This is a genomic window from Pseudomonas sp. ACN8 (assembly GCF_002303925.1).
In the GTDB taxonomy this organism is placed as follows: Bacteria; Pseudomonadota; Gammaproteobacteria; order Pseudomonadales; family Pseudomonadaceae; genus Aquipseudomonas.
The window spans coordinates 117935-141706 of record NZ_MRCS01000009.1; the positions used below are offsets into that span (position 1 = coordinate 117935).

A 23772-nucleotide genomic window follows, 5' to 3' on the forward strand; every position below is an offset into this window, starting at 1 on the left:
TTTTCGCGTTTTTGATACATATCGCAATACTGTCTACATGCCACTATTTGTAGGAAATAACCTGAAAACAGCCGTGAAACCCAGCTGTATCAAGGGTTTGAGAAGTGTGTTGGATCCAATTTTTTGTACAATTCAAATTGTAAATAGGTGAACCGGTTCACTCAATACGAGGAGGGGTACCGCTGAAAAAAACAAGTTTTGTAGGAGGTTTTTAGGTTGTTTGTAGGAAGTATCGATGGGGCGGGGAGGCGCTGTTCGGAAGGAATGGGTGAATGATCGAGTGTTTTGGGGGGGTGAGAGGTTACATGTCGCTGGCATTTCTGTATAACGCGCCAGGTGCAACTTCGCCGATAACTTCATGGCCGGTTGTGTGATTGCGAAAGGATCTCCACGCCTTTTTTAAACGGACTTTCTGCTCGCCATGGCTATATGGGCGATGCAACGATTGAGGCCATGTCTCATGAAATATCTGAAACTCTTTGCGGTACTTGTGCTGTTGCCGCTTTGCCTTGGATTGATTGGCATCTGGGAGTTGCAACGCAGCAGTGACGCCGGCCGGCAGTTCGCCAAGGTCCGGGCTGACCTGAACGATATTCGTCCGCAGCTCGAAGCGCTTTCCAGGAAACGAGGCTCCAGCGCTCTCGTAGTCGATGTCGACGGTGAACGGGTGGACGTTGCGTTGGGCTTGTCTCGCCTGGAAGAAGTCGAGGATGCGTTTGACACTCTGATCCCGGTAAATACGGTGAGAATCTTTCTGGCCAAAGGTGTTGTCGTCCTTGGCCTTACGGCCTCGCTGATTGGCGTGTCGGGCTTACTCTGGCTCGGTTGGGCCGGATTGCGCGCGAGCCGGTCTCGTGAACAACTGCTGTACAACTTTACGGAAGTCAGTCGTATCCTGCCTTACTTGCTGGTGGGCCATGTCGTCTTCATGGGCGCGGCGGCCGCGGCCATCCTGGCTTTCGAAAGCCTGGTGTTTTGGCGTGCGGGACAAATGTTTGCCGGTGAAATCAAGTTGATTGCCATTGCAATGATGGTGATATTCGGCTTCCTGTACTCGATCTGGCAGATGGGCAAGCAGTTACCCGTCATGCTGCACATGTTCGAGTCGACACCGATGCCCGTCCTCGGTCAGGAGATCTCGGCAGAACAGGCTCCGCAACTATGGGTGTTTGTTCGCGGCCTGGCCGATCGACTCGGCGCACTACCTCCCGAGCACATCGTTCTGGGCATGACCGAAGGTTTTTACGTCACCTCAAGCAACGTCGATCTGCTCCCCTCGCAGACCACACTCAAGGGCCGAACCCTGCACGTGCCGATGATGTATCTGGGACTGCTCGATACGCAAGAAACCAGCGCGGTGATCGGGCACGAACTGGCGCACTTCGCCGGCGACGATACCGAGTACAGCTTGCGCTTCGTGCCGATCTACGATGGCGTTGGCCGCAGCCTAGGGGTGATTGCCGAAACCTTGCTCCATAGCGATGTGCTGCAACGCACGATACTGTGGCCGGCCTTCATGCTCGGAGAGTATTTTCTTGAGCGGTTCGACCATGCGGTGAACCATTGGAGCCGCGTGCGGGAATTGGCGGCGGACGCGGCGGGCGCAGAGTTGGCGGGAAATGTCGCCGCGGCCTCGGCGTTGGTGCGCATCTCTGCCATCGACCCGTTGTTGCAGCAGAGTGTATTTACCCATGTAGCCCGCGCGACCAACTCGAGCACCGGGCACGTCCCGCCCCGTGACTTGCCAACCAGTGTGGTGCAGAAGCTGGCCACGCATTCACTGACCCTGCCCGAGGAGGAAATGGCAACCAGCCTGCCTCATCCGTCGGACACTCATCCATCCAATGGCGAACGAGTCACTGCTTTGCAAGTCGCGCTTGAAGAGGCGGTGAGCCGTGGGACTCGCCCGATCATCGCGGCGCAATCCAGCGCCGCGATGGATCATTATTTTGCCGATCCCCAGGCGTTGCGTGCCCGTATGACCGAGGATTTTCTCGATCATTACGTGGAGCAGGACGCCACGGTCGTGGAAGAGTTGCGTGCCCAGGCCGACAGTGTCGCGGACGAAGTCCGTCTGCATGAAGGCGCACGATTGCGCGGGTGGATTACCCTGATTTGCTTCACACTCCTGTTGCTGTCGGGCTTGGGACTACTGATTTTGCCGTTGCTGTCGCCGCCGGCTTTGGCGCAGAGCAAGTCGATGATGCAGGGCGCTGGCGGCGGGCTGGTCGTCTTGATGGCGTGCCTGCTGCCATTCTCGCTGCGCATGCTCAAGCGGGCGAACAAGACCGCGTTGTTGCTGACGCCCGAGCACTTCGTTTTCGCCAACTTCAAGGCGCCATTGCCGATACAGCACGTCGCTGATTTTGGTCTGCAAATGGGCCAGGGGCTGCACTTGAATCTGTTGCTGGAAGACGATGCCCCGATGCCTGAGTTGGCCTCGCGCTCGTTCTTTTCGCCTGATGCGAAGTTCGACAAGAAAAAGCGCTGGGTCCAGTTACAGTTGATTCAGTTGTGCCGGGACGACAAAAAGCTCAAGGGCAAGGAACTGTCGGAACTGATTGGCGCCTACCTCAGTGCAGGCACTGCGCGGCACTTGCTGCAGCAACGATTCGAGCAGGCCTGAAGGCTTTCAGCATCGGCAAGCGCGGGGCGCCGGATTCAATGGCGCCCTGCGCAAAGCTGATAAAGGTCTGAAAGCAGCCCTTGCAGTTCGTTGTTTTCGTCCAGCAAGGGTTTTGCGTTTTCATACAGAACAACGTCGTTGATCGAGCCCATGCCACCGTACAGCGACATCAATCGAGACAGCGCGTACGTCGTATCCCGGGGCAGCGCAAGACTGCACTCCTCAAGTCTGTCTGCCCAGTGCGTGTGGCCGAATTTCCTCAGCAGTTCTGCCATTCGGACGATGTTCGAGGAGATCTTGTGGAGGTCTCTCATGGTGATAGCCCTGAGCCGTTGTGTTTTCGGAGGGTCACTTTTCAACGCTCACAACGCTGATGGAGCCATTACTCCAATCGACCGAGTAGCTGAGGCCATTCCAGTTGCCAGCGATCAGCGCCGCGTTTTTGTCGCAGTGAAGACTGATGTAGGGTTTATCGGCTTGTGTACCGTGGGGACTTTGACCGGGTGAGGCAGATCAATGGGTTGATTCGCTATCCATAGGATTCCATTGTCAACGCGGTACCACGTTTCGGTCATTACGTTACCTCTAGCGCTATCCGTGAAGTCGCAGCAATGTCATGTGCGAGGAAGACTTTCCGGCGGCAATCCATTCGGCAGCTGAATCTTCAGGCCGCGTGCAATCTGAATGCCTATGTAGAAGGCATCCCCCAGTGCGCCGGCAAGTTCAGGATCGTCGGCTTCAAACTCTTTGCTGGCCCACGCGCCGATAGTCAATTGGTGCAGCCTGGCTTTATCTTTTTCAACGCCCAGCAACACGTTTCTGATGAATTGCAACTGGATCAGCGAGCTTGAGTAAATCTGGAACTCGGGACAGCCGTTGTATCTCAGGGCGGTGATGGTTATCGCATTGTCGATGTAGTCGAGGGCCGTTATCGGCGTGTTCAGACGGCGGTCCTTATCGGCTCCAGCGGTTTGATAGCTGCGCGACGCTACGTACTCATCAAACATTCGAACCTGCTCACCGGTCCGGGCAGAGTCTCGATCATAACCAACGTGTTTTCTATAGGTCAGGAATTGTTCTGATTCTGGTCCATGGGTCAGCAGCGAAACAATCGCCGCACATTGCACGAGCCAATAAATTTCGAACGAGGATTCGGTGCCTCGATAATAGCCAAGATCTGTCGCTTTGCCGTACAAGTCACGCGCCAGTTGGCTGGCGTAATCGCGGTTTATCGTGGTCTCTGAAGTCCCGTCGGCCGGGTCATTCGCTATGACGAAAACCCGATAACGCTGCAACAGGAGGGCATCCACAAGCGTCAGGTCCGGGCAGGCGGGGGGCATCAGCGGGACAAACACTTCTGGCCCACGATTGATCGGTAGCCAGGACAGGTTCCTTTCCACTCGGGAAAGTGGCTTGTCCACTTCGGTGTTGGGGGCTGCGTCGACAACCTGCTCGGAGGGGGCGGGTGGAAGAACGGTTTTTTGCCCGAATAGGGTTTTCAAACGATGCAATAGTTTTGACATGGGGAATCCGTTCAAGGATTTTGATTTTGAGGGCAGCGATCCAAAGGGCCGGAGTGACGGTTTGTCTTAGATAGCCGTTCCTCTATTGGTCCCCGGCTGCACAATCAGCAGATCATCCAGCTCTCCGCGGCGACAACTACCCTGACACCGGGGGCACGACAAAGCGTCCCTTATGGCAAAAACGCCTTGATTCTCTTGGCGAGAAATTCGTAAAAATTGTTCGCATACAATAAGTTCTGCCCCGACGGAATTTTAATGAAAATCTGGCATTCTTCGCCGTTGTATGTGTCGTAGTCGAAGAAAAAAACCTCGCCCAAGTCGGTTTCGCTGATGACTACTTTTTTAGCGGTTGTTGATTTGTGTTTGAGACCATTGAGGTGCTGGAAAATTATATCTCCACCATTGATGTCTTCGAAGTCCTCTCCATAGATGCTATATATTTCCTCCGATCCGACTTCTCCTCCTGCATAATTGAGAAGGAACCATTTGTAGGATGCAGGTAATTTATGGCAGATTCTTTGCTCGGCTTTTACAAGCCAGTCATCAGTCACGGCACCAGCGGGGGATCCGAGCGCGGCGATGTCCGGATGCTTTTTAATCAGATTCTCTAGTTCAAGTATTGCTGGCTTGTTCTCCACTGGCGGCCTCCAATAAGTTCGAAGTTGAAGTCGGTGCAAGCAGCATTCAGGTCGCCATATGGTTTCAGGTTTGCTCATCAAATAGGTGAGGTCAGGTATCTCCCCGGGCTCCATATCCTTCGAAATTAATCTACGGCACTCCTGTTCGTAAAGAATCGCAAAATAAGCAAGACTGTTTGGCGGTCAATGATTGCAAGGAATAAACAGGGTCCTATTTTTCAAGTGGTAGTACTGCCGTAGGATCTTAGTGCTGAGAATCAATATGAAGTAGTTGATAGCGGATCATGGCCTCGCTAAGTCTTAATCTGAGATAGGTATGTGCAGGGCCCAATGCCTCAAGAATTAGTGCCGACTCCAGCAGATAGGATGCCCTTTTAGTATGAGTCCACGTCGACGGAGCGGACTGCAAATTCGTGATACGGTCGCATAGCTTGATCGCTGCGGCCTCCCTCGAGTGCGCGGCGATGCTCTGGAAATAACGTTCTTCGGAGAACGGAACGATCAAATTTTTGCTCAGGCAGCCGACGGTCGAGGCTACCAAGGTGCCAAAGACATCGGCCAACTCTGCCTGCGTAGTTGGCGTGTCTTCCAGTACGTCATGCAATAGGGCTGCGGGCAAGGCGATCTCAAGGGCGCCAACCGTCTCTACCCGATCCGCGAAAATCAGTTCATTGGCCACCATCGCCACGTGCGTGGTGTAGGGAAGCTTCGAGCCTTTCATCTGCTGGCCGAGGTGAGCAGTAGAAGCAAACAGCCAAGCCTGGTTGTAGAGTTGTTGCAGGTCAATGGGTTTCATTGGCGGGCTCTGTGAGGTAGGCAAAAACATCTTTTGTTAGGTATTGGCAACACTTTCTACTTTGTCGGTAGGTATGGAGTTTTGCTCTCTTTGAGTCAAAGCTCATCCGTACCGAGAGAGGGAAAGCGAAAACCATGAGATGAACCGTTCAATAGATGACAGTGGATAGCCCTTCATGTTGAAAAATCATCGTCGGGACCGACCTCTATTGTAGTCTTGGCGGGTGATCTCCTCACCGAAACGCAGAGCTTCATTGAATAAACGGTTGTCATGAGGGACAGGTTGACTGCTCTCTTCATTGCCGTAGAAACGTACGAATGCCTGCTTCGAAAGATGATCCCATCGATAAGTGACTTCTTCGTATGGATAGTCAACAAAAATGTCTTCGTTGACGAAACGCTCGCCTTTCTCAATTGCCATTCAATCCTCTCACGGCGTTATAGTACGCCTTGCTTTTCTCTGCTATCGCTTGAGCGCTTGAGCTCGTCGGGTCTAATACGCGCCAATCTTCATAATAACGGTGACCAAGCCCGCCAGGTACTCCCGCCTGGGAGGCAACGGCGTCGTAAGTCTCGTTCCCAAGCAGGTTCCTGGCCAAGGCTTCCGGTTCTTTTGCAAAAATCATTTGGGGTGAGTTCACTTGGATTTCGCCGGGGATACCTGCTCTTGTCATCATTGACGAGTTTACGCCGCTATAGCCAAGTGCATCGAGGTTGCCATCAATCACTTTGACATTGGCTCCTCGTTTGGCCAGCTCCGCGGCGACGTCACTCACCTTGTTCGCCTCTACGATGATAGTATTGCGCGCCAAATCCTTGATACGGGTTGCATCGCCTCCGTAATCATTCATGATTTTTTCCAGCGCCCGCTCACGAGATTTGATCGGTGCTTTTGCAACTGTTCCGCCATACTGCGCTGAGATTTCGTCGGCGAGAGCATCGATTTCAGCTTTAGCCGCTTTGGCCTTTCTGTAAATCTCTTCAAAGCTGTTGGTTTTACTCAAACCTGAGTCTTTATTGTCACTTTTAGGCCGTGGTTCCGCCTCTGCTTTTTTTAGTGGCATCGGCTCACTGGTCTTCAATTCAGGATGCGCCAGCAACTTCTGCTCATTCCTTGCCAACCAACCCGCCAGCTCCTTGTTCGAAATCTCCGCCTGAAGCTTCGCACTGCGGGTCGCGATGCTTTCCATGCTGTTCATCACACCCGCTTTCATCTGGCCCCGGGTCAGGTAGGTGACGATGGCGGTGAGTAGCAGCATTACAAGTTGCTCCTGCCCGCGAGCCAGTTGTCGTGCCGCGCGTTCGACGCGTTCCTGTACCAGTGCAGCGGAACCGCCGCTGGGGTCCAAACCGGATGGTTTGACCCCTTCTTCGGCGTGCCAGGCCGTAGCGATGCCTTCCTGCAAGGTCGAGAGACAGGCGGGCAGGCCCTGGTAAAAATATTCGGCGACGGCGGACAGGCCCAGGCCCATGAGAATCAGGTTGCCGACCTGCAAGCCGATACCGGCCCCGGCAGCGGCTCCGGGGGCAGCGCCGACGCCAAATGCGAAGGCCCCCGCCGCGCCGCCGGCCACGGTGCCGATTGCCACGCTGCCGCCGAGAATCATCGAGACTTCTTTGACCAGTTGCAGCAGCACCGGCAGGATCTGTTCGATTTCAATCGAGGCCCACTTGCGCTTGAGGTCCATCTGGATGATCGGGTAGGAGAGGGTCATCGCCTGATGCACCGCATCGATGCGATGACCGCCCAGGTAGCCATAGGCCTGGCTCGCGCCATGGCTGACACGTCGGGTGAAGCCGTTCCAGTTGTCGTGGGCGCTCTGCAGGCCATCGTTGACGCCCTGGTTCAGCTCGTTGAATTTCTGGTCGAGGTTGCGTTCGACATCGGCCCAGCTGGGCACGTTGGCTAAAAGATCCATTTACTCGTCACTGTCCGTGGGGAAAAGGCGCTTCCTTGTTGCTGCGGTCGAGCTGTCGAATATTCGACTTAACATCATTGCCGAAGTGATGGCTATCTGCCGCACTTCAGGCTGCGCGGCGGGATGAAAAATTCAACATGGATCCATTTTTTGTTATTCGCATTACATTCGGCAATGATGGCAATAAGGCATTAGTTGTCAAACAGTGGTACCTGACTTCCCGTTCATCCTTGATATATCGGCGTTTCTGGCCAGCCAGCGGGGCGATAATTATTTTTTCAGGGAATGTCCTGAACTGAATTCGAAGTGCGTGGAAGTACCCGCATACTCTGAGAGTGGGTTGACACAGTGCATGACATGGGTGTCTCCTTCCCGCGTTCAGAACCTGCGATACCTGCAAAAGTGTGACAAATTTCTAAAATATTTTTTGAGTGATGGCACTTTCATACTGTCTTGAGGTCGCAGTTCCTGACGTAACATTTCGTGTGAGCAGTTTCGCTGGATGTTTAAGCGAGCTCGATGGAAGAGTGTTCTGTAGGTTGTCTCTTACAAAACATACAGATTGACTCATGCCGCAGTCCGAAAACATAGGGTGGCGAAGTGTTCGCCTGATTCAATGTTGCGGCAAACAAGGTTTTGACCCTCTTATCTGATTCGTTATGTGCAGTGGTTGAGAGAGGGCGTTAGCTTTCCACTGTTTTCAAGGAGATACACATGTTGATGGACCTTGCCGCAATGCTTTCCCCGCAAAATCGGCGCCTGTTCAAGTTCAAGAACCTCGCCAACCCCGAACAGCAATTGTTGCTTGAGTCCTTCAGGGGAACGGAAGGTCTGTCCCGTGCGTACAACTTCGAGTTGCTGCTGGTGTGCCAGGACTCCGGCGTCGAGCTGAAGTCGATGATGGGCCAGCACGTGGTTCTGGAAATCGAGCTGGCAGACGCCTCGCCTCGTTACCTGGCAGGCTACCTCACGCGGTTTGCCAGCATCGGCAGCGACGGCGGCATGGCCCGCTATACGGCGACGCTTAACCCCTGGTTCTCGATGCTGAAAAACCGCTTCGACACGCGCATTTTCCAGGGCTGCACGGTGGAAGATGTCGTCACCCAGGTGTTTGCGTTGTGCCCTGCGTTTTCTCGGCACGAGTTTCGCCTGAGCAAGCCGCTCAAGCATTACACCTACATCACCCAGTACCGTGAAACGGACTTCAACTTTGTCCAGCGCCTGCTGGAAGAAGAGGGGATGTTCTACTACTTCGAGCACACCGCCAAAGGCCACACCATGATCATCTGCGACGACTCCAGCACGCTGGTGCCGTTGCCTGAACAACCGCAGATCCGCTACCACACGGCATCGGTCACCGAGACCGCCGACTCCATCACCCAATGGAGCGGCAATCGCCAGTTGCAATCCGGGAAAATCGCGGTCCAGACCTTCGATTATCGTCAGCCGTCCAATCGCTTGCCGGTCGCCATGAAGAGCCTGAACAAGCAGGGCGATGTCGATGAATTCGAAATCTATGACTTCCCCGGCCAATACACCCACGGCACCTACGACGAAGGTGAAACGCTGCTGCGGCTGCGGGTCGAAGCACTTGAGCTCAAGGGCAAGAGTTTTCATGGCGCCAGTAACTGTCGTGCGATGAAACCCGGCTACACCTTCGAACTGCTGCAGCATTACGATCACGATCAAGGCCCTGCCGATGATCGTCAGTTCCTGCTGATGAGCGTCGAAAGCGAAGGCCACAACAACTACCTCAGCGGGCATCAGGCGAGCTACTACAACACCTTCGCCTGCGTGCGCAAAAAGATCGTCTTCCGCCCTCAGCTCACCACCCCGCGCCCGACCATCTCCGGCCCGCAAACCGCGATCATCGTCGGCCCGCCGGGGGAGGAAATATTCACCGACGAACTCGGCCGCGTGAAGGTGCAGTTTCACTGGGACCGCAAGGGCGAGCACAACGACAGGAGCTCCTGCTGGGTCCGCGTCGCCCAGTCCGGTGCCAGCGGTGGTTTCGGCAGCATCCAGATTCCCCGTGTGGGCGATGAAGTCGTGGTGGTGTTCCTCGACGGCAACCCCGACCGCCCGCTGGTCATGGGCAGCCTCTACAACAGCCAGAACACCCCGCCGTGGTCGTTGCCGGCGAACAAGACGCAAAGCGGGTTTTTGACGCGGTCGATGAAGGGGAAGGGCAGCAATGCGAACTTTTTCCGCTTCGACGACAAGGCGGGTGCCGAGCAGATCATTGTCCATGCCGAACGCAATATGGATACGGAAATCGAAGCTGACGAAACCCTTAAGGTTGGTGGAAGTCGCCAGATCAAGGTTGAAGGCAAGCACTCGGAAACAATCAAGCTGGAGACCAGCATTGCCGTAGAGGAGGGATCGTATTACGTCACCGTCGATAAAGGCGAAGTGAAGATCAAGGCTGCGACATCCATCACTCTGGAAGTCGGCGCCAGCAAGCTAGTCATGAATAAGGACGGGACGATTACCCTGTCCGGCATCGTGGTTGATGTGGAAGGTAAAACCGTCATCAACCTGAACAAATAAGCTGACGGATAAGGGACTGCCGCATGCGAACCAGTATTTACGACCGAATCTCCGAGCAAAGGATTCGTGAGGAACAGCGACTCGAAGCAGAGCGCTTGGAGCAGGAGGCACTCGACGCACCACCTCCACCTCCCGAACGCTTTCAGACCAATGAGTTGAGTTTTGTTCGTCCTGCCCATCTCAAAGATAAAACATTCCATGTATTCACAATGACGGATATGGGACCCAGTCCTTTTTCGTTAGTCGTAGGGCGATCGCCGATTGAGAGTGGTGCCGATCTTGAAACCATGGCTCAGCGCTTACTCGGCGAGTTGAAAAAATCTTTATCGCATGTTGAATGGATCGAGCCGCTCACTCCCGTTCAAGTGGCGGGGCTTGATGCGCGTCGAGTCGAGTTTCGCTGGCGACAACAGGGGCAACCAGTTCATCAATTGCAATTGATGTTTCTTCATCGCGATGAACATCAGCAAGAATTGCTCATGCAAATCACGGGCACCAGCAACAACCCTAAAGGCATGACGACTGAAGAGCGATGCCGTTTCGATGAGTTGATCGCCTCACTGGAATTGCGCTATCCGCCTGATAACGAGGTTGACGCTGAAGAGGCTTCGCAAGAATGAGCGAGGCAGCGGCACGCCTGGATGATCCAATTGAGCATTCCCACGCGCTAAGTGGGCTACTGGGAGGGCTCGCCCTCGGCGCAGGTGCGGTGCTGATTGGTATCGCAATTGTAGGAACCGGAGGTTTTGGCGCAATCGCGCTGGGTGCCATGGTTGGAGCCGGTGCAGCAACGGGTGCCGGCATCGGCCAACTGCTTGGAAGTCTTTCGTTTGCCACTCATGACGCAGGCCAGATCAACAGTGGTTCAGGAAATGTGTTTATCAACGGGAGGGCTGCCGCTAGGGCTCACGTTGATACTGCGGTGTGCACACAACATGGTTCAGCCCCTCAGATTATGGCCCAAGGTAGCGACTCGGTACGTATCAACGGTCAGCCGGCTGCGCGTGTTGGAGATCGAACGGTCTGCGACGGAAAAATCAGTGCAGGCTCTTCGAATGTCTTCATAGGAGGTGGTACCGATACGACGGATGCTATCAGTCCGGAAGTTCCTGAGTGGTTAGAATATTCAGTTTTGATTGTTGGATTAGCCAGTGCAACAGTTCTTGCAGGACCTGTAGTTGTAGCTTTTGGCTTTTTGGGAGGGCTTTTCGGCGCAAGGATTGGTTCCTGGGTTGGAGGTGAGGTATTCGGCGAAGGTGGCGATGGGCAAAAAATATCAGCTTTTGTTGGCGGTTTTATCGGTGGCGGTCTGGGCGCGAAACGAGGAATTGCATTTGATAGCAAATACAAGATAACGAGCCAAGGATTAGGATCCAACCTGGCGAACGTAAAGGTCACACAAAAAACAGCGAATGATCAGCCGTCGACTTGGTCCAAGACGCTTTATAATAGAGGGAAGTTTCGAAAAGGTGTTCGAGATAAAGTGTGGGAGAACGCCAAGGCGGAAAGTCCGGATGGGGTAGTTAGAGACCCACTAAAGCAAATACCAATGAGTAAAAGTGAACCTTGGGATATGGGGCACAAGCCAGGATATGAAAACTGGAAGCATGTCAGAAGTGCGGAAGCTCGAGGTATTAGTAGAAAACAATTTCTGGATGAGTATAATAAGGTGGAGCACTACCGGCCTGAATTGCCCTCATCCAATCGTAGTCATTTGGGCGAAAATACAAAAGCTGATTATTATTTGGGAGATTGAAATGAAGAGGGTTCCGAGTCTTCAGCGGAAAGCTGTTGTTAAGCACGAGTTGTCTGTTTTTGGAGGGGAATTCGATATTAATAATTACTATAATGACAATAAAACACTTTCGATAGAACTTTTGACCGTCGTAGATGATGAAGGATTGGTTTCTATCGGAACTGTTGGCTTGTCTGAGATTCCTTTGCGAAACGCTGATGGGGCAGAGTTTGTAACTAGAGTTGAGCTGTGTGCTGGAGCCCCGGTGGAAGAAGCCCATTGGCCAAATATCGTAGTTTCAACGGCGTTCTCCATTCAACGTATGGGGAAATCAGTCAGGCCCGGTACTGTTGTTGAAAATATCATTGACGAGTATTTTCCCAATACGAATTTGCCACATGTTTACCTGACAGCGCCTTTTTTATGGGGGGATGGAAGCTTTCCTGAATTATTGTTCTCTGGGTTGAGAGTTAATTGGCTTCAATGCGTGGCGATATCCGAAGCTGAAAAGGAATTTATATACGTCAATGGCGATGAGGCGTTTGAGGAGTTGTTGTCAGAGCAAGGTGTCAATATTTTTGATAAGGAAAGGGATTCTGTTGTATTTAAGTAAGTGTGCTGTTGGGTGTTGCGAGTGGAGTGGGGGTTGTGTGAGGCGCTATTTTTTTTGCAGAAAAATGCAATGTTAAATTTTGGTCGTTTCTATACTTTTATTCTGTCGTGTGAGGGCTTTGAATGGGCATATTTGTCTATTGTCCTGAAAAAGGTAGATGACTATCCCAGGAAATTGAGTTTTGGACCAGCGATGGCGAGCGCTTTCGGTTCCGCTACGACATCAACGCACGCACCACACAAGTCACCGACGTGCTCGGGCGCGAAGCGGAGATTCACTACAACGCCGATCATCGCGTCACCGCCAGCCGCGACTTCGGGGGTGAGCACTACGTCATCGACATCGATGACACCGGCAACATGGCCGGCCTGACATTGCCCGACGGCAACAGGCTCCAGCTCAAATACGACGAGTACTCGCGCCTGCTCGAAGAAACCGACCCGCTCGGGCGCGCGATCAAATACCGTTATCACCACCTGACCCCGCTGGTCACGCAGGTGGACTACCCCGACGGTAGCACCTGGCAAGCCCGCTACGACGACCAGGGCAACCTCATCGCCGAAGTCGACGCCCTCGGCCACACCACTGAATACCTGAACGGCGATGACGGCCTGCCGCACACCATCATCGATGCGACGCGCAAATCCAAATATCTGTGGTGGAACACCCTGGCCCAGGTCGAACGCTTCCAGGATTGCTCGGGTAAAACCACCAGCTACCGCTTCGACGAGCGCCAGCACCTGGTCGCCGTCACCGACGCGCTGGGCCAGACCACTACCCTGGAACGCAAGCCCGACGGCGAAGTGCTGCGCATCAAACACCCGGACGGCAGCGCCGAATCGTTCACCTATAACCCCCTCGGACAGGTGCTGACGCACACCGACGGCAAGGGCCAGACCACCCGGCTGCTGCGCACCGCTCGCGGTCTGCCAAGCAGTCGCCAGGACGCCAAGGGCCAGCGCATCCGCTACGAATACGACCCGGCGATTCGCCTGACCGCGCTGATCAACGAAAACAACGCGGCGTACCAGTTCGCCTACGATGCCTCGGACCGGTTGATCGAAGAAAAGCGTATCGACAACCTGACCCGGCGCTTCAGCTACAACCTGGGCGGGCATCTGACCCAGGTCGATGAAACCGGTTACGGTGAACGCGGCGAGCGGCCACAACGCCGCACCGAATTCGAGCGCGACAGCATCGGTCGGCTGCTGGCCAAGCTCAATGCCGACGCCCGTCAGGATTACGTGTACGACGACGCTGATCGCCTGCTGTCGATCCAGCGCCTGCCGACCGCGCAGGGTAAGCAAATCGGCGTCAACGAAGAAACGCTGGAATTCGCCTACGACCTGCTCGGCCGGCTGGTCCAGGAGACCACGGCTCAGGGTGCCTTGTCCTACAAATACGACCCACTGAGCAACCTCACCACCCTGACGTTGCCCACCGGCCAACACCTCAATCACCTGTACTACGGCAGCGGCCACCTGCACCAACTCAACCTCGACGGCCAGCTCATCAGCGACATCGAGCGCGACGACCTGCACCGCGAAGTCCTGCGCACCCAGGGCACGCTCACCAGTTGCTTCGGCTACGACGCCATGGGCCGCAAGAGCTGGCAGTTCGCCTCGCGCCTGCCGGCGGAAAAACTCTCGAGAATCCACAACCCCGGCATCCAGCCCGACCTGCTGGTGGAGCACGCCTACAACCCGATCCACCGCCGTCACCAGTACGACCCGGCCGGCGAGTTGACCCGCACCCTCGACAAACTGCGCGGCGAGATCAAGTACCAATACGAAGCCAACGGCCAGCTGCACAGTCGCGACACCGGCCGGCTGATCGACAGTGAAGAATTCCGCTACGACGCCGCGGCGAACCGGCTGAACTTCAACACCAGCCAGTTTGACCACATCAAGGACAACCGCCTCAAACGCTGGCGGGATCAGGAATATGCCTACGATGCGTGGGGCAACCTGATCGAAAAACGCAGCGGCATGGGCAAGTTGCAGACGTTTGGTTATGACTGTGAAAATCGCTTGGTGCGGGCCGAGACGCTGGTTAACGGCAAGCTGGAAAGTACCGGTGCGTATCGGTATGACAGTTTAGGGCGACGGGTTGCCAAGGTTTCAGAGGTCAAGGGCAAGACCGAGCAGAAGCACTTTTTGTGGCAAGGCTTGCGGATGCTGCGCGAAGAGCGTCCGGGGCAGAGCAGTCTGTACCTGTATGAGCCGGGGAGTTATGCGCCGTTGGCCCGGGTGGATCAGGCGGAAGGTGAAGCGCAGAAGCTTTATTACTTTCATACGGATCAGATTGGTACGCCGTTGGAGATGACGGACGCGAACGGGAGCATTGTCTGGCAGGCGACGTACAAGGCGTGGGGGGCGGTTGAAAAGCTGGCGGTCAATGACGTCGAGCAGAACCTGCGGTTTCAGGGGCAGTATTTCGATGACGAGACGGGGCTGCATTACAACACGTTTCGGTATTACGATCCGGAGGTGGGGCGGTTTGTTACGCAGGATCCGATTGCTCTATCAAGAGGAATGAATTTTTACTCGTACGCACCAAGCCCTAATAACTGGGTTGATCCATTAGGCTGGTGTTCTACGAAGTTAGGTAACAACATGGGGATGAAATCTGGCGATGGAATGGCAAATCATCATTTGGTACCCGAAGAATTGATTAAAAGTACTCAATTCAAAAGTATGTTTGACAGATTGAAGAAAATTGGCTGGGATCCTGATGGGGCTTCCAATGGCATTTTCCTGCCTGGTTCCAAAGAACTAGCCCAAACTACTGGCATGCCGGGGCACTGGTCGAATCATGGTCAGTACACTGAGGCTGTAAAAAATAAACTCGTAAAACTTAACAATAACTTAAGTGGTTTGACCGACATGGATCTTGCGCTGGGCGTGAAAAATGTCCAAACGTGGGCCGCTCAGGGGCTTGAAAGCGGACTATTCAAACTTGATTCTATAACTGGTCGGCTGCTTTGAGGTGAGAAAATGAAAAATCTATATATCATTAAGTACGAACCAGATGGTGAAGGGGCGCCCTATTTTTTTGATTTGAATTGGGTTCCCGATTTACCAACATTTCACTATCCAACCGAAAATCCAAGGCTTGATATATTAAGTACTCACTACCGAGCTATGGCTGACATTCCACAGCTAAGGGCAGATTGGTTGCCTGATCATTTTTTAGCGTCCAAGGCCTTTTTAGCTGTTTGTGATTTTTGTGAGTGTAAATATGTGAGCCGGCCAGTTGAACTTTTTGTTCATGGCGAGGCTAAGCAGGATAAGGAATATTTTTTCTTCGCTGTTATCGAAAGGTTGAGGGCCATGGATTTGGATAATTCCTCTTTTGTACTCGATAATAATGTGAAAATAGAGGGTCCCGATTCGAGAGGCCTAAATTTTGAACGTATTGATAGGCTTGTAGTTGCGGAAAATATTGATTCTGACTTGTTCTATTTTGAAGAAATTAACGAAGTTGTCTGCTCTGCACGCTTCTTGAATGAGTGTGTTAATAAAAAAATATATGGCTTGGATTTTAAAAAAATAGATGATAGTTATCAATGTGCGCCTTGGGATGATTTTTAGCGGCGGATGACTCTTCTTCAGATAGCATAGTTTTTAAGAAAAGTGAGCCGAGTAGCTATGCGCCATTGGGGGGGGGTCAGGAGGAGGGTTGAGATTTCCAGCTTTATTTCCTCTATATCGATCAGAATGGTTCACCTTTTGAGATAATCTGTAGAGTTGATCAAGTTCTTTAAAATTTAATCTATTGAGTGGCTGTAAGCTTTACCTCAGTCACTCTTTTGTTCATTTATTGCATTGTGTGCGTCATTAATTTCGAATGTCGGCCTGACCTGAGGAGTTTCTATTTTCCACCCTCGCGGCCATGATCAGCGACATCGAGCGCGACGACCTGCACCGCGAGGTCCTGCGTACCCAAGGCGCACTCACCAGCTGCTTCGGCTACGACGCCATGGGCCGCAAGAGCTGGCAGTTCGCCTCGCGCCTGCCGGCGGAAAAACTCTCGAGAATCCACAACCCCGGCATCCAGCCCGATTTGCTGGTCGAGCACGCCTACAACCCGATCCACCGCCGTCACCAGTACGACCCCGCAGGCGAACTGACCCGCACCCTCGACAAACTGCGCGGCGAGATCAAGTACCAATACGAAGCCAACGGCCAACTGCACAGCCGCGACACCGGCCGGCTGATCGACAGTGAAGAATTCCGCTACGACGCCGCGGCGAACCGACTGAACTTCAACACCAGCCAGTTTGACCACGTCAAGGACAACCGCCTCAAGCGCTGGCGGGATCAGGAATATGCCTACGATGCGTGGGGCAACCTGATTGAAAAACGCAGCGGCATGGGCAAGCTGCAGACCTTCCGTTACGACTGTGAAAATCGGTTGGTGCGGGCTGAGACGTTGGTCAATGGCAAGCTGGAAAGTACCGGTGCGTATCGGTATGACAGCCTGGGCCGGCGGGTTGCCAAGGTTTCAGAGGTCAAGGGTACAACCGAGCAGAAGCACTTCTTGTGGCAAGGCTTGCGGATGCTGCGCGAAGAGCGACCGGGGCAGAGCAGTCTGTACCTGTATGAGCCGGGGAGTTATGCGCCGTTGGCGCGTGTCGACCAGGCGGAAGGTGAAGAGCAGAGGCTTTACTACTTCCATACCGACCAGATTGGTACGCCGCTGGAGATGACTGACGCGGATGGGAGCATTGTCTGGCAGGCGACGTACAAGGCGTGGGGTTCGGTTGAAAGGCTGGGGGTCAATGACGTCGAGCAGAATCTGCGGTTTCAGGGGCAGTATTTCGATGACGAGACGGGGCTGCACTACAACACGTTTCGGTATTACGATCCGGAGGTGGGGCGGTTTGTAACGCAAGATCCGATTGGGTTGGATGGGGGAGATAATTTATATAAATATGCTCCTGATCCTATTGGATGGATCGATCCATTGGGGCTTTGCTCCAAAGCGCTAAGTAATAATATGACAAAAGGTGGAACTCCCCGCCCCGCAAACTCTGCTGCTCATCATATCGTTGGTGATACCGCTAAGCTTGCAGCTCCTGCGAGAGCGGTCCTGGCAAAGCATGATATTCATGTGGATGATGCGATCAATGGAGTGTTTTTGCCTAATCGCAATAACGTTGACTCGAGCGTGCCGGGGATCCTGCATAATGGTAAACATCCAAATTCTTATTTTGAAAATGTTAACCAGCTTATAATTAGTGCAGATAAGGCTGGTGGTAAGCCAATGGTTTTGAAGACGATCGATCGAATTCGTAATACATTACTTACGAGTCCGCGGGATGCTCAGTGGTCTGGATTATTTGGGTGATTTATGAAAATTTATTCAATAACGCAAAACGATAAGTATAAAGCATTGGTCGATGCGGATCAGGTGGAAAGTCTGCAGGAGTTCGCTACAAGGCTAGCATATGGTGACGCAATCTTAGAATCTGAAAAACAGGCCTATCACGTCGTATATAATAGTGATGATAAAAATAAACCGGCACTTTCTGATTTTTTTACTTTCTTTAGGCCTATCTTGGTTGTCTCTGAAAAAGCATATGGTGCGCTTGGTTTTTTGCAGGTTTTTCCTAGGATTAAGCTGCTCGGGCCGCGTGCGGGGGATGTCGCAGTATTTATTACCGAGCTTCTATGGGATGCATTTGACGTTGATCACTCCGATTATGATAAGGGGGAGGGTGGTTACGTAGTTTATAAGGCGGTGTTAAAGCTCCCCGAAAATTACAAAGTTGAAATTTTTCGCATTCCTGAAAATCCGCAAGTGCTATATGTCAGTCAGACATTCAAAGATTCTGTAGAGTCGCTGGGCCTAAAAGGGTTAACTTTTAAGGAGGTTGCACAGAGTTGTTGAGTGCATATGGGGGAATTGGAATGAACGATGGTTTGGGGCGCAAGAAACAGCCAGTTTTTTTGAACCGTACAATCTGTATCTGAAGGTTTGCAATGGAGTCGACAGTGTATTTTCAGGCAATGCCTCTTGATGAGGCATAGTCCTCTGAAAAGCGGTATTTTTTACAATCAACCACTAGGGAAGTAACCATCTCATGCAGCAATCACCCACACCCGCTTCAACGGTGACAGGTCAACTGATCTCCACCTTCCACCACGGCAAAGGCTTTCTGATTTTCATGCTGTTGTTCGCAATCGTCTTGTTGGGCCTGGCGGGATTTGTGTTGTACCTGGGTACCATACTGCCGACGGGCAGTTCCGGGGCGAACACCAGTCGTGGTTCCAGCCCGCAGTTGCTGATCTATTCCGTCAGTGGCTTGCTGGTTGTCATTTCGGCAGTCCTGTTCGGACTTTATGCGTGGCATAAGAAGTTGCGCGGGACCCACTATGAGGTTTACGAACATGGCATTGTTGCAGTCACTGGCAAGCAGCAACAATATACGGCGTTTGCTGAAATAGAAGACCTTTACCTGTTCGCCTCAGGGCAAGCTGCATTCACTGGCCTGATCACCAACCTGGCGTACCGTCGTAATGATAGTGAGCCATTTCATCGCGTTATCGAGTCGCTGAAAGGCTTTCAGGATTTTCAGCAGTTGGTGCGTGAGTTGCACGTCCGCGAGCGATTGCCGGTTGTGATGAACAAGCTTGAGTCAGGCGCTGCAGTGACTTTCAAGTATGTGCCGACCGGGCAGGTCTGGCGCAAACGAATCGCGGGGGACTTCCTGAATGTCGTCACACAAACAATTATGGTGACACGCGAGTTTCTGGAAGTTGACGGACGTAAAGTCCCGGTATCGGCCCTTTCTTCTGTTGATTTAAATGCCTGGAGTGAGAAGGTCACTCTAAAAGACGAGGCGGGGAATCAGATTCTATCAACGCTATGCACCGGCATCATGAGCCATGACCTGTTCCTGATGACTCTGGATGTGCTGCTGGATGCTGAACGGGCAAGCAGCGGTGAGACTGCCCCGAGTTTGGCCTGAGGATCTCAGGGCACTGTCAGGCTGACCAACACAAAAAAACCGGCTGATCCCAGGCTGTGTGAAAACACGCTGATGACGGTTCCAACAAACGCCCCGACTTGTTCGGGGCGTTTGCTTTTGTGGTCACAGCAGACGAAAAAAGGCCTTTCAGCCCATCAACGCCATCATCTGGCGCACGCCTAACACGTTAATCGCTCTTTTCAGGTTGTAGGCGTTCACTGCAAAGGCCATTTCAGCTCTCGCGCCTTCAAGCTGTCGCAGCAAGAAGCGAGCGTTACCAAATAACCACTGTTTAAGGTTGCCGAAGGGATGTTCGACGATGAATCTGCGGTTGACCATCATTTCGGGATGCGCCTGCCTTCGCTGCTCCATTCGCTCGAATGCCTTTTCGTGCAGATGGCGTGAGATGTATCGGCGCTGGGCTTCGGTGCATTGCGCTTTTAACGGGCAGCTTGCACAGTCGCTGAGCGCCGACTGGTAGATCCGGCCTTTGTTGCTGATCTGTTTAAAGATCAGCCATTTTCCGGCAGGGCATTGATATCGATCTTGCGACGCATCGTAGGCAAATGCTGTTCGATCGAAAAATGCCTGTTCCTTGCCGCAGGAATTGAGTGATCGCGCCACAGGCACATAAGCGGTGATGTTCTCATCCTCACATGCCTGGAACTGCTTGCCATTGGAGTAGCCCGCATCCGCGGTGACCGTCAGTTCATCTTGCGAAAGTTGTTCCTTGGCGGCCTTGGCCATTGGTTCAAGTTGCTTGCGATCATCGCTGTCCTGAGTCACTTCATGGTGCACGATCATGCAGTGCTCAGCGTCCACGGCTGTCTGTACGTTGTACCCGACCCGAGGCCCTTTGTGCGTTCGCAGCATTCGCGCATCGCTTTCGTGGGTATTGAATTGCTCAAGCGCCATCGATTTCATCAGCGCCTGGCACGTCAGGTTATTGGAATGCCTGACTTCAAGTTGCGTCAAAGTCGTTCTGATCGCACTACGGTTAATCTTTTCGCCGGCTTCGGTTTTATCTGCCTCGTCCAGCTCGGCCAAATATTGGGCGATGCGCTTCTCCAGCTTCTGATGTTGGAGCCGCTTCAAATTCGTATGACGCCGTGAAGAGGCGACCGCCTGAAACTTGCTGCCATCAATGGCCACCAACTCGCCGGTTATCAGCCCCTCCGTGCGGCAAAACTGGACGAAGGCCCGGCACGTCGCGATGAAAGCGGGTTTGTTGTCTTTACGGAAATCGGCGATGGTCTTGAAATCGGGCTTGAGTCGATTGATCAGCCACATCACTTCGATATTGCGCTGGCACTCGGCTTCGAGGCGCCGTGATGAACGGATCCGCTGGAAATAACCGTAGAGGTAGAGTTTTAGCTGATCGGCTGGATCGTAAGAGGGTCGGCCGGTACTTTTAGGAAGTGCTTTATCAAAGCCCAGTCGCGCCAGATCCAGCTTGGCGACGTAAAGGTCGATAACGCGAACGAGGTGATCCTCGGGGATCAACTCTTCCAGCGAGACCGGAAATAGGCTGGTCTGGCTGCGGGACTGTCCTTGGATGTAGGCCATAACGAAAAATGCTCCGTATCTTTCGATACGAAGCATTTTCTTTGAGTGCCGCGCAGATTGCTAGGTTTTCACACAGCCTGGATCCGGCCGGTTTTTTGTAGGGCAGTGGTGGAGCAACTTATTCAGGCAGTGCGATTCTCGATCAGACGATCCGAGCCACCTTCAGCAACGCGGTTCTGCAGCAGCTTGTCGGAACCACCTTCAGCAACGCGGTTTTCCAGCAGTTTGTCAGAGCCACCTTCAGCGACGCGGTTCTGCATCAACTTGTCGGAACCACCTTCGGCAACGCGGTTTTCGATCAGGCGATCGGAACCACCCTCGGCCACACGGCTTTCAATCAGACGATCCGAGCCGCCTTCAGCGACCACGGGTTGAACGGAGTTTGCGGCGAAAGCGTTAACTGCGAAAACCGAGAAAGCGATGCTGAGGAGGGTTTGGCGTTTCATGATCGTGTGCTCCGGGGGTACTTATGGGTTGGTATGGAGCAGATGTTACGCCGTGGATTTTTTAAGAGAACTTCATTGAGTTGATGGTGACTATCGACGCAGTCAATGGCTGATTCGCTGATCCTTGTGGGAGCGAGCCTGCTCGCGATGGCGGTGTGTCAGTCGCGATGGATATTGAATGTGCCGGCCTCTTCGCGAGCAGGCTCGCTCCCACAGGGTTCGAAGTGTTAGCGGGAAATGAGTCCATGATCGATGGCGTACTTGACCAACGCCGCCGGCTTGTCGATGTTGAGCTTGCGCCGAATGCTCAAGCGGTGTGTCTCCACCGTGCGCACGCTGATGTCCAGTTCCCGGGCCATTTCCTTGTTGTTCAAGCCTTGCGCCATTTTCGACAGCACCTGGCTTTCCCTCGGGGTCAGTTCGTTGTCGGTGTTCCTGTCGGCGATCAGGCGTTGGGCGATTTCGGCGCTGTAGAAGGTTCCGCCGCTGCTGATGGCTTCGATGGCGGCGATGATTTCCCGTGACGGGGCGTTCTTCAGCACGTAGCCGCTGGCCCCGGAGCGCACCGATTCACTGACGTATTCGTAATTGTCGTACATGCTCAGCACCAGCACCTTGAGCGACGGGTACTGGCTGCGCAGCACGCGGGTCAGTTCCAGGCCGTTCATGTCCGGCAGGCTGATGTCGACCAGCAGCAGGTCCGGCTGGCAGCGTCCGACCATTTCGATGGCCTCGGCGCCGTTTTCCGCTTCGCCGACCATTTCCAGGGGCGACATCACGGCCAGCAGCGCCTTGATGCCGTCGCGGACCAGGGAGTGATCGTCGACCAGGGCGACGCGGATCGGGGAGGGCAGGTTCATGCAAGGTTTCACTCTTGTAGTTTTGCGCCAGGTTTCATCGGCAGCCGTACGTCCAGCTCACTTCTGCCCGGCATCGAGATCAAATCGAAGCGCCCGCCAAAATGTTCGACGCGTTCGCGGATGTTACGCAAGCCAATGCCCGCCTGACGACGTTCGACCTGGGCGACGTTGAAACCGATACCGTCATCGACCACCGTCAGCCGCACGGATTCGTCGCAGCCGCGCAGTGTAATGGACACGTTCTTCGCCTGCGCGTGGCGTTCGATGTTGGTCAGGCCTTCCTGGACGATGCGGAACAGCGATACAGCCGCGCCGTCGACCAGTTGGCAGTCGAATTCATTTTCGTCATAGGTCACGGTCAGCCCGCTGCGTTGCTCGAACTCTGCGGCCAGTTGGCCGATGGCTGCCGGCAGGCCGAGGGTGTCGAGCAAGGATGAGCGTAGGTCGTGGGAGAGGCTGCGGACTTCACCGATGGCATCGCCCAGGCGCTCGGTGGCGTCCTTTAGCGTGCTCAAGCCTTTGTCGTGGGCTTGTCCGCGTTCCAGCAGATGGCTGGCCAGTTCGAACTGGAACTTGATCGAGACCAGCACCTGGCTGATGCCATCGTGCAACTCGCGGGACACCCGGGATCGTTCTTCCTCCTGCAGGCTGACGATGCGCTGGGTCAGGCGCTGCAGTTTCTTGTCCGCCAGTCGATGTTCGCTGACGTTGAGGGTCATGCCCGTGGCGAACACGAACAGCACCGCGACCAGGGCGACCACGGCAATCGCCATCATGGTCTTGCGGATGCCCATGGCCACTTCGGCACGGGCCTGCTGGGTGGCGCGTTCGACGTCTTCGAGGTAGATGCCGGTGCCGAGCATCCAGCCCCAGCGATCGAGCATCACCACGTAGGCGAGCTTGTCGGTCACCTGGCCGGAGGAGGGCTTGTTCCAGGCGTAGCGTTGAAAACCTTCACCCGATTGCGCGCTTTTGAGCAGCGCCTGGATCACCGGCAGGCCGTGGGGATCTTTCATGTCCCACAGGTATTGGCCCACCAGTTCCGACTGGCGTGCATGCATCAGGCTACGGCCTTCGTGGTCGTAGACGAAAAAGTAGCCGTTGATGCCGAAGCTGAGCTTGCGCAGTTCCTCCAGCACTTGTTGCTGGGCATGGGCATCGCCGTGGCCGTCGTCGTACAGAGGCTCGATCAGGCTCTGGGCCATTTCCACGTAGTTCTTCAGCTCCGCGCGCTTGCTCGCCAGAATGCTGTCTTCGATCAGCTGCGCCTGTTGGTCACCCAGTTGGCGATTCAGGGAAATCACCAGGGCGCAAATGACCGCAATGGCCAGCACCAGCGGCAAAATGCCGAGGGCGACGATCTTGTGTTTGAGCTGCATGTTCACTCCTGCCCGCGCGAGGGGTGGGGATCATATGCCAAAGATACGCATTGTAGGAGCGAGCTTGCTCGCGAAAAAGGTACGGCCGACGCGACTCGGCGCCTGAAATACCATCGCGAGCAGGCTCGCTCCCACAATTGATCGTG

Annotated in this window: 20 protein-coding genes; 10 read left to right on the top strand and 10 right to left on the bottom strand. The window is 53.9% G+C overall.

Annotated elements, in window-relative coordinates:
* Positions 1-460 precede the first annotated feature (460 nt).
* Positions 461-2626: a M48 family metallopeptidase gene (locus BSF44_RS07285; RefSeq protein ID WP_095942926.1), complete on the top strand. Its 2166-nt coding sequence runs from the start codon at positions 461-463 to the stop codon at positions 2624-2626.
* Positions 2627-2661: 35 nt separating this feature from the next.
* Here BSF44_RS07285 and BSF44_RS07290 read toward each other — a convergent pair whose 3' ends face one another.
* The 6 genes from BSF44_RS07290 to BSF44_RS30635 all read right to left on the bottom strand — a co-directional run bounded on the left by BSF44_RS07290 (position 2662) and on the right by BSF44_RS30635 (position 7501).
* Entirely contained in the window at positions 2662-2901 is a 240-nt protein-coding gene (locus BSF44_RS07290; protein ID WP_256589010.1) for a hypothetical protein, read from the bottom strand.
* A gap of 339 nt (positions 2902-3240) precedes the next feature.
* Positions 3241-4149 (bottom strand): immunity protein Tsi6 family protein, encoded by a 909-nt coding sequence (locus BSF44_RS31060; RefSeq protein ID WP_371918232.1) that lies wholly within the window; start codon positions 4147-4149, stop codon positions 3241-3243.
* A gap of 170 nt (positions 4150-4319) precedes the next feature.
* A complete protein-coding gene (locus BSF44_RS07305; RefSeq protein ID WP_256589011.1) occupies positions 4320-4787 on the bottom strand; it encodes an SMI1/KNR4 family protein in 468 nt (155 codons plus the stop codon).
* Positions 4788-5031: 244 nt separating this feature from the next.
* Positions 5032-5583 carry an HD domain-containing protein gene (locus BSF44_RS07310; protein ID WP_095942928.1) on the bottom strand — a complete coding sequence of 184 codons (552 nt, stop codon included), beginning with the start codon at positions 5581-5583 and terminating at the stop codon, positions 5032-5034.
* Between the two features lie 186 nt (positions 5584-5769).
* On the bottom strand, positions 5770-6003 hold the full coding sequence (locus BSF44_RS07315; RefSeq protein WP_095942929.1) for a hypothetical protein: 234 nt from the start codon (positions 6001-6003) through the stop codon (positions 5770-5772).
* Positions 5993-7501 (bottom strand): DUF6861 domain-containing protein, encoded by a 1509-nt coding sequence (locus tag BSF44_RS30635; protein ID WP_095942930.1) that lies wholly within the window; start codon positions 7499-7501, stop codon positions 5993-5995. Before BSF44_RS30635 ends, BSF44_RS07315 begins: the two co-directional genes overlap by 11 nt.
* 714 nt (positions 7502-8215) lie before the next feature.
* On the opposite strand from BSF44_RS30635, the gene BSF44_RS07325 reads away from it, so the two are divergent.
* The 9 genes from BSF44_RS07325 to BSF44_RS07365 all read left to right on the top strand — a co-directional run bounded on the left by BSF44_RS07325 (position 8216) and on the right by BSF44_RS07365 (position 19375).
* Positions 8216-10051, top strand: a complete 1836-nt coding sequence (locus BSF44_RS07325) for a type VI secretion system tip protein VgrG (RefSeq protein ID WP_095942931.1) — start codon at positions 8216-8218, stop codon at positions 10049-10051.
* Between the two features lie 23 nt (positions 10052-10074).
* Positions 10075-10671 (top strand): DcrB-related protein, encoded by a 597-nt coding sequence (locus BSF44_RS07330; RefSeq protein WP_056724000.1) that lies wholly within the window; start codon positions 10075-10077, stop codon positions 10669-10671.
* Complete coding sequence (locus BSF44_RS07335) at positions 10668-11807, top strand: GH-E family nuclease (protein WP_095942932.1); 1140 nt, start codon at positions 10668-10670, stop codon at positions 11805-11807. Before BSF44_RS07330 ends, BSF44_RS07335 begins: the two co-directional genes overlap by 4 nt.
* Position 11808: 1 nt before the next feature.
* On the top strand, positions 11809-12399 hold the full coding sequence (locus BSF44_RS07340) for a suppressor of fused domain protein (protein ID WP_095942933.1): 591 nt from the start codon (positions 11809-11811) through the stop codon (positions 12397-12399).
* A 251-nt stretch (positions 12400-12650) separates the two neighbouring features.
* Entirely contained in the window at positions 12651-15386 is a 2736-nt protein-coding gene (locus tag BSF44_RS07345; RefSeq protein ID WP_371918234.1) for an RHS repeat-associated core domain-containing protein, read from the top strand.
* 9 nt (positions 15387-15395) lie between these two features.
* Positions 15396-15992 carry an imm11 family protein gene (locus BSF44_RS07350; RefSeq protein WP_095942934.1) on the top strand — a complete coding sequence of 199 codons (597 nt, stop codon included), beginning with the start codon at positions 15396-15398 and terminating at the stop codon, positions 15990-15992.
* 343 nt (positions 15993-16335) lie between these two features.
* Positions 16336-17751, top strand: a complete 1416-nt coding sequence (locus tag BSF44_RS07355; protein WP_371918235.1) for an RHS repeat-associated core domain-containing protein — start codon at positions 16336-16338, stop codon at positions 17749-17751.
* Positions 17752-17754: 3 nt separating this feature from the next.
* Positions 17755-18294 carry a hypothetical protein gene (locus tag BSF44_RS07360; RefSeq protein ID WP_095942935.1) on the top strand — a complete coding sequence of 180 codons (540 nt, stop codon included), beginning with the start codon at positions 17755-17757 and terminating at the stop codon, positions 18292-18294.
* 193 nt (positions 18295-18487) lie between these two features.
* On the top strand, positions 18488-19375 hold the full coding sequence (locus BSF44_RS07365; protein WP_095942936.1) for a hypothetical protein: 888 nt from the start codon (positions 18488-18490) through the stop codon (positions 19373-19375).
* Between the two features lie 147 nt (positions 19376-19522).
* On the opposite strand, the gene BSF44_RS07370 is transcribed toward BSF44_RS07365, so the two are convergent.
* From BSF44_RS07370 to BSF44_RS07385, 4 genes are all read right to left on the bottom strand, one after another.
* Positions 19523-20941, bottom strand: a complete 1419-nt coding sequence (locus BSF44_RS07370) for an IS1182 family transposase (protein WP_172435315.1) — start codon at positions 20939-20941, stop codon at positions 19523-19525.
* A 122-nt stretch (positions 20942-21063) separates the two neighbouring features.
* Positions 21064-21387 carry a hypothetical protein gene (locus BSF44_RS07375; RefSeq protein WP_095942938.1) on the bottom strand — a complete coding sequence of 108 codons (324 nt, stop codon included), beginning with the start codon at positions 21385-21387 and terminating at the stop codon, positions 21064-21066.
* A 227-nt stretch (positions 21388-21614) separates the two neighbouring features.
* Positions 21615-22247, bottom strand: a complete 633-nt coding sequence (locus BSF44_RS07380) for a response regulator transcription factor (RefSeq protein WP_057396633.1) — start codon at positions 22245-22247, stop codon at positions 21615-21617.
* Between the two features lie 8 nt (positions 22248-22255).
* A complete protein-coding gene (locus BSF44_RS07385; RefSeq protein ID WP_095942939.1) occupies positions 22256-23626 on the bottom strand; it encodes a cache domain-containing protein in 1371 nt (456 codons plus the stop codon).
* Between the last annotated feature and the right edge of the window lie 146 nt (positions 23627-23772).

Coding starts and splice junctions, on each gene's coding strand:
- BSF44_RS07385 (WP_095942939.1), bottom strand. CDS start 23,626: ATGCAGCTCAAACACAAGATCGTCGCCCTCGGCATTTTGCCGCTGGTG.
- BSF44_RS07365 (WP_095942936.1), top strand. CDS start 18,488: ATGCAGCAATCACCCACACCCGCTTCAACGGTGACAGGTCAACTGATC.
- BSF44_RS07290 (WP_256589010.1), bottom strand. CDS start 2,901: ATGGCAGAACTGCTGAGGAAATTCGGCCACACGCACTGGGCAGACAGA.
- BSF44_RS07370 (WP_172435315.1), bottom strand. CDS start 20,941: ATGGCCTACATCCAAGGACAGTCCCGCAGCCAGACCAGCCTATTTCCG.
- BSF44_RS07380 (WP_057396633.1), bottom strand. CDS start 22,247: ATGAACCTGCCCTCCCCGATCCGCGTCGCCCTGGTCGACGATCACTCC.
- BSF44_RS07315 (WP_095942929.1), bottom strand. CDS start 6,003: ATGGCAATTGAGAAAGGCGAGCGTTTCGTCAACGAAGACATTTTTGTT.
- BSF44_RS07330 (WP_056724000.1), top strand. CDS start 10,075: ATGCGAACCAGTATTTACGACCGAATCTCCGAGCAAAGGATTCGTGAG.
- BSF44_RS07285 (WP_095942926.1), top strand. CDS start 461: ATGAAATATCTGAAACTCTTTGCGGTACTTGTGCTGTTGCCGCTTTGC.
- BSF44_RS07335 (WP_095942932.1), top strand. CDS start 10,668: ATGAGCGAGGCAGCGGCACGCCTGGATGATCCAATTGAGCATTCCCAC.
- BSF44_RS07350 (WP_095942934.1), top strand. CDS start 15,396: ATGAAAAATCTATATATCATTAAGTACGAACCAGATGGTGAAGGGGCG.
- BSF44_RS31060 (WP_371918232.1), bottom strand. CDS start 4,149: ATGTCAAAACTATTGCATCGTTTGAAAACCCTATTCGGGCAAAAAACC.
- BSF44_RS07310 (WP_095942928.1), bottom strand. CDS start 5,583: ATGAAACCCATTGACCTGCAACAACTCTACAACCAGGCTTGGCTGTTT.
- BSF44_RS30635 (WP_095942930.1), bottom strand. CDS start 7,501: ATGGATCTTTTAGCCAACGTGCCCAGCTGGGCCGATGTCGAACGCAAC.
- BSF44_RS07360 (WP_095942935.1), top strand. CDS start 17,755: ATGAAAATTTATTCAATAACGCAAAACGATAAGTATAAAGCATTGGTC.
- BSF44_RS07375 (WP_095942938.1), bottom strand. CDS start 21,387: ATGAAACGCCAAACCCTCCTCAGCATCGCTTTCTCGGTTTTCGCAGTT.
- BSF44_RS07340 (WP_095942933.1), top strand. CDS start 11,809: ATGAAGAGGGTTCCGAGTCTTCAGCGGAAAGCTGTTGTTAAGCACGAG.
- BSF44_RS07325 (WP_095942931.1), top strand. CDS start 8,216: ATGTTGATGGACCTTGCCGCAATGCTTTCCCCGCAAAATCGGCGCCTG.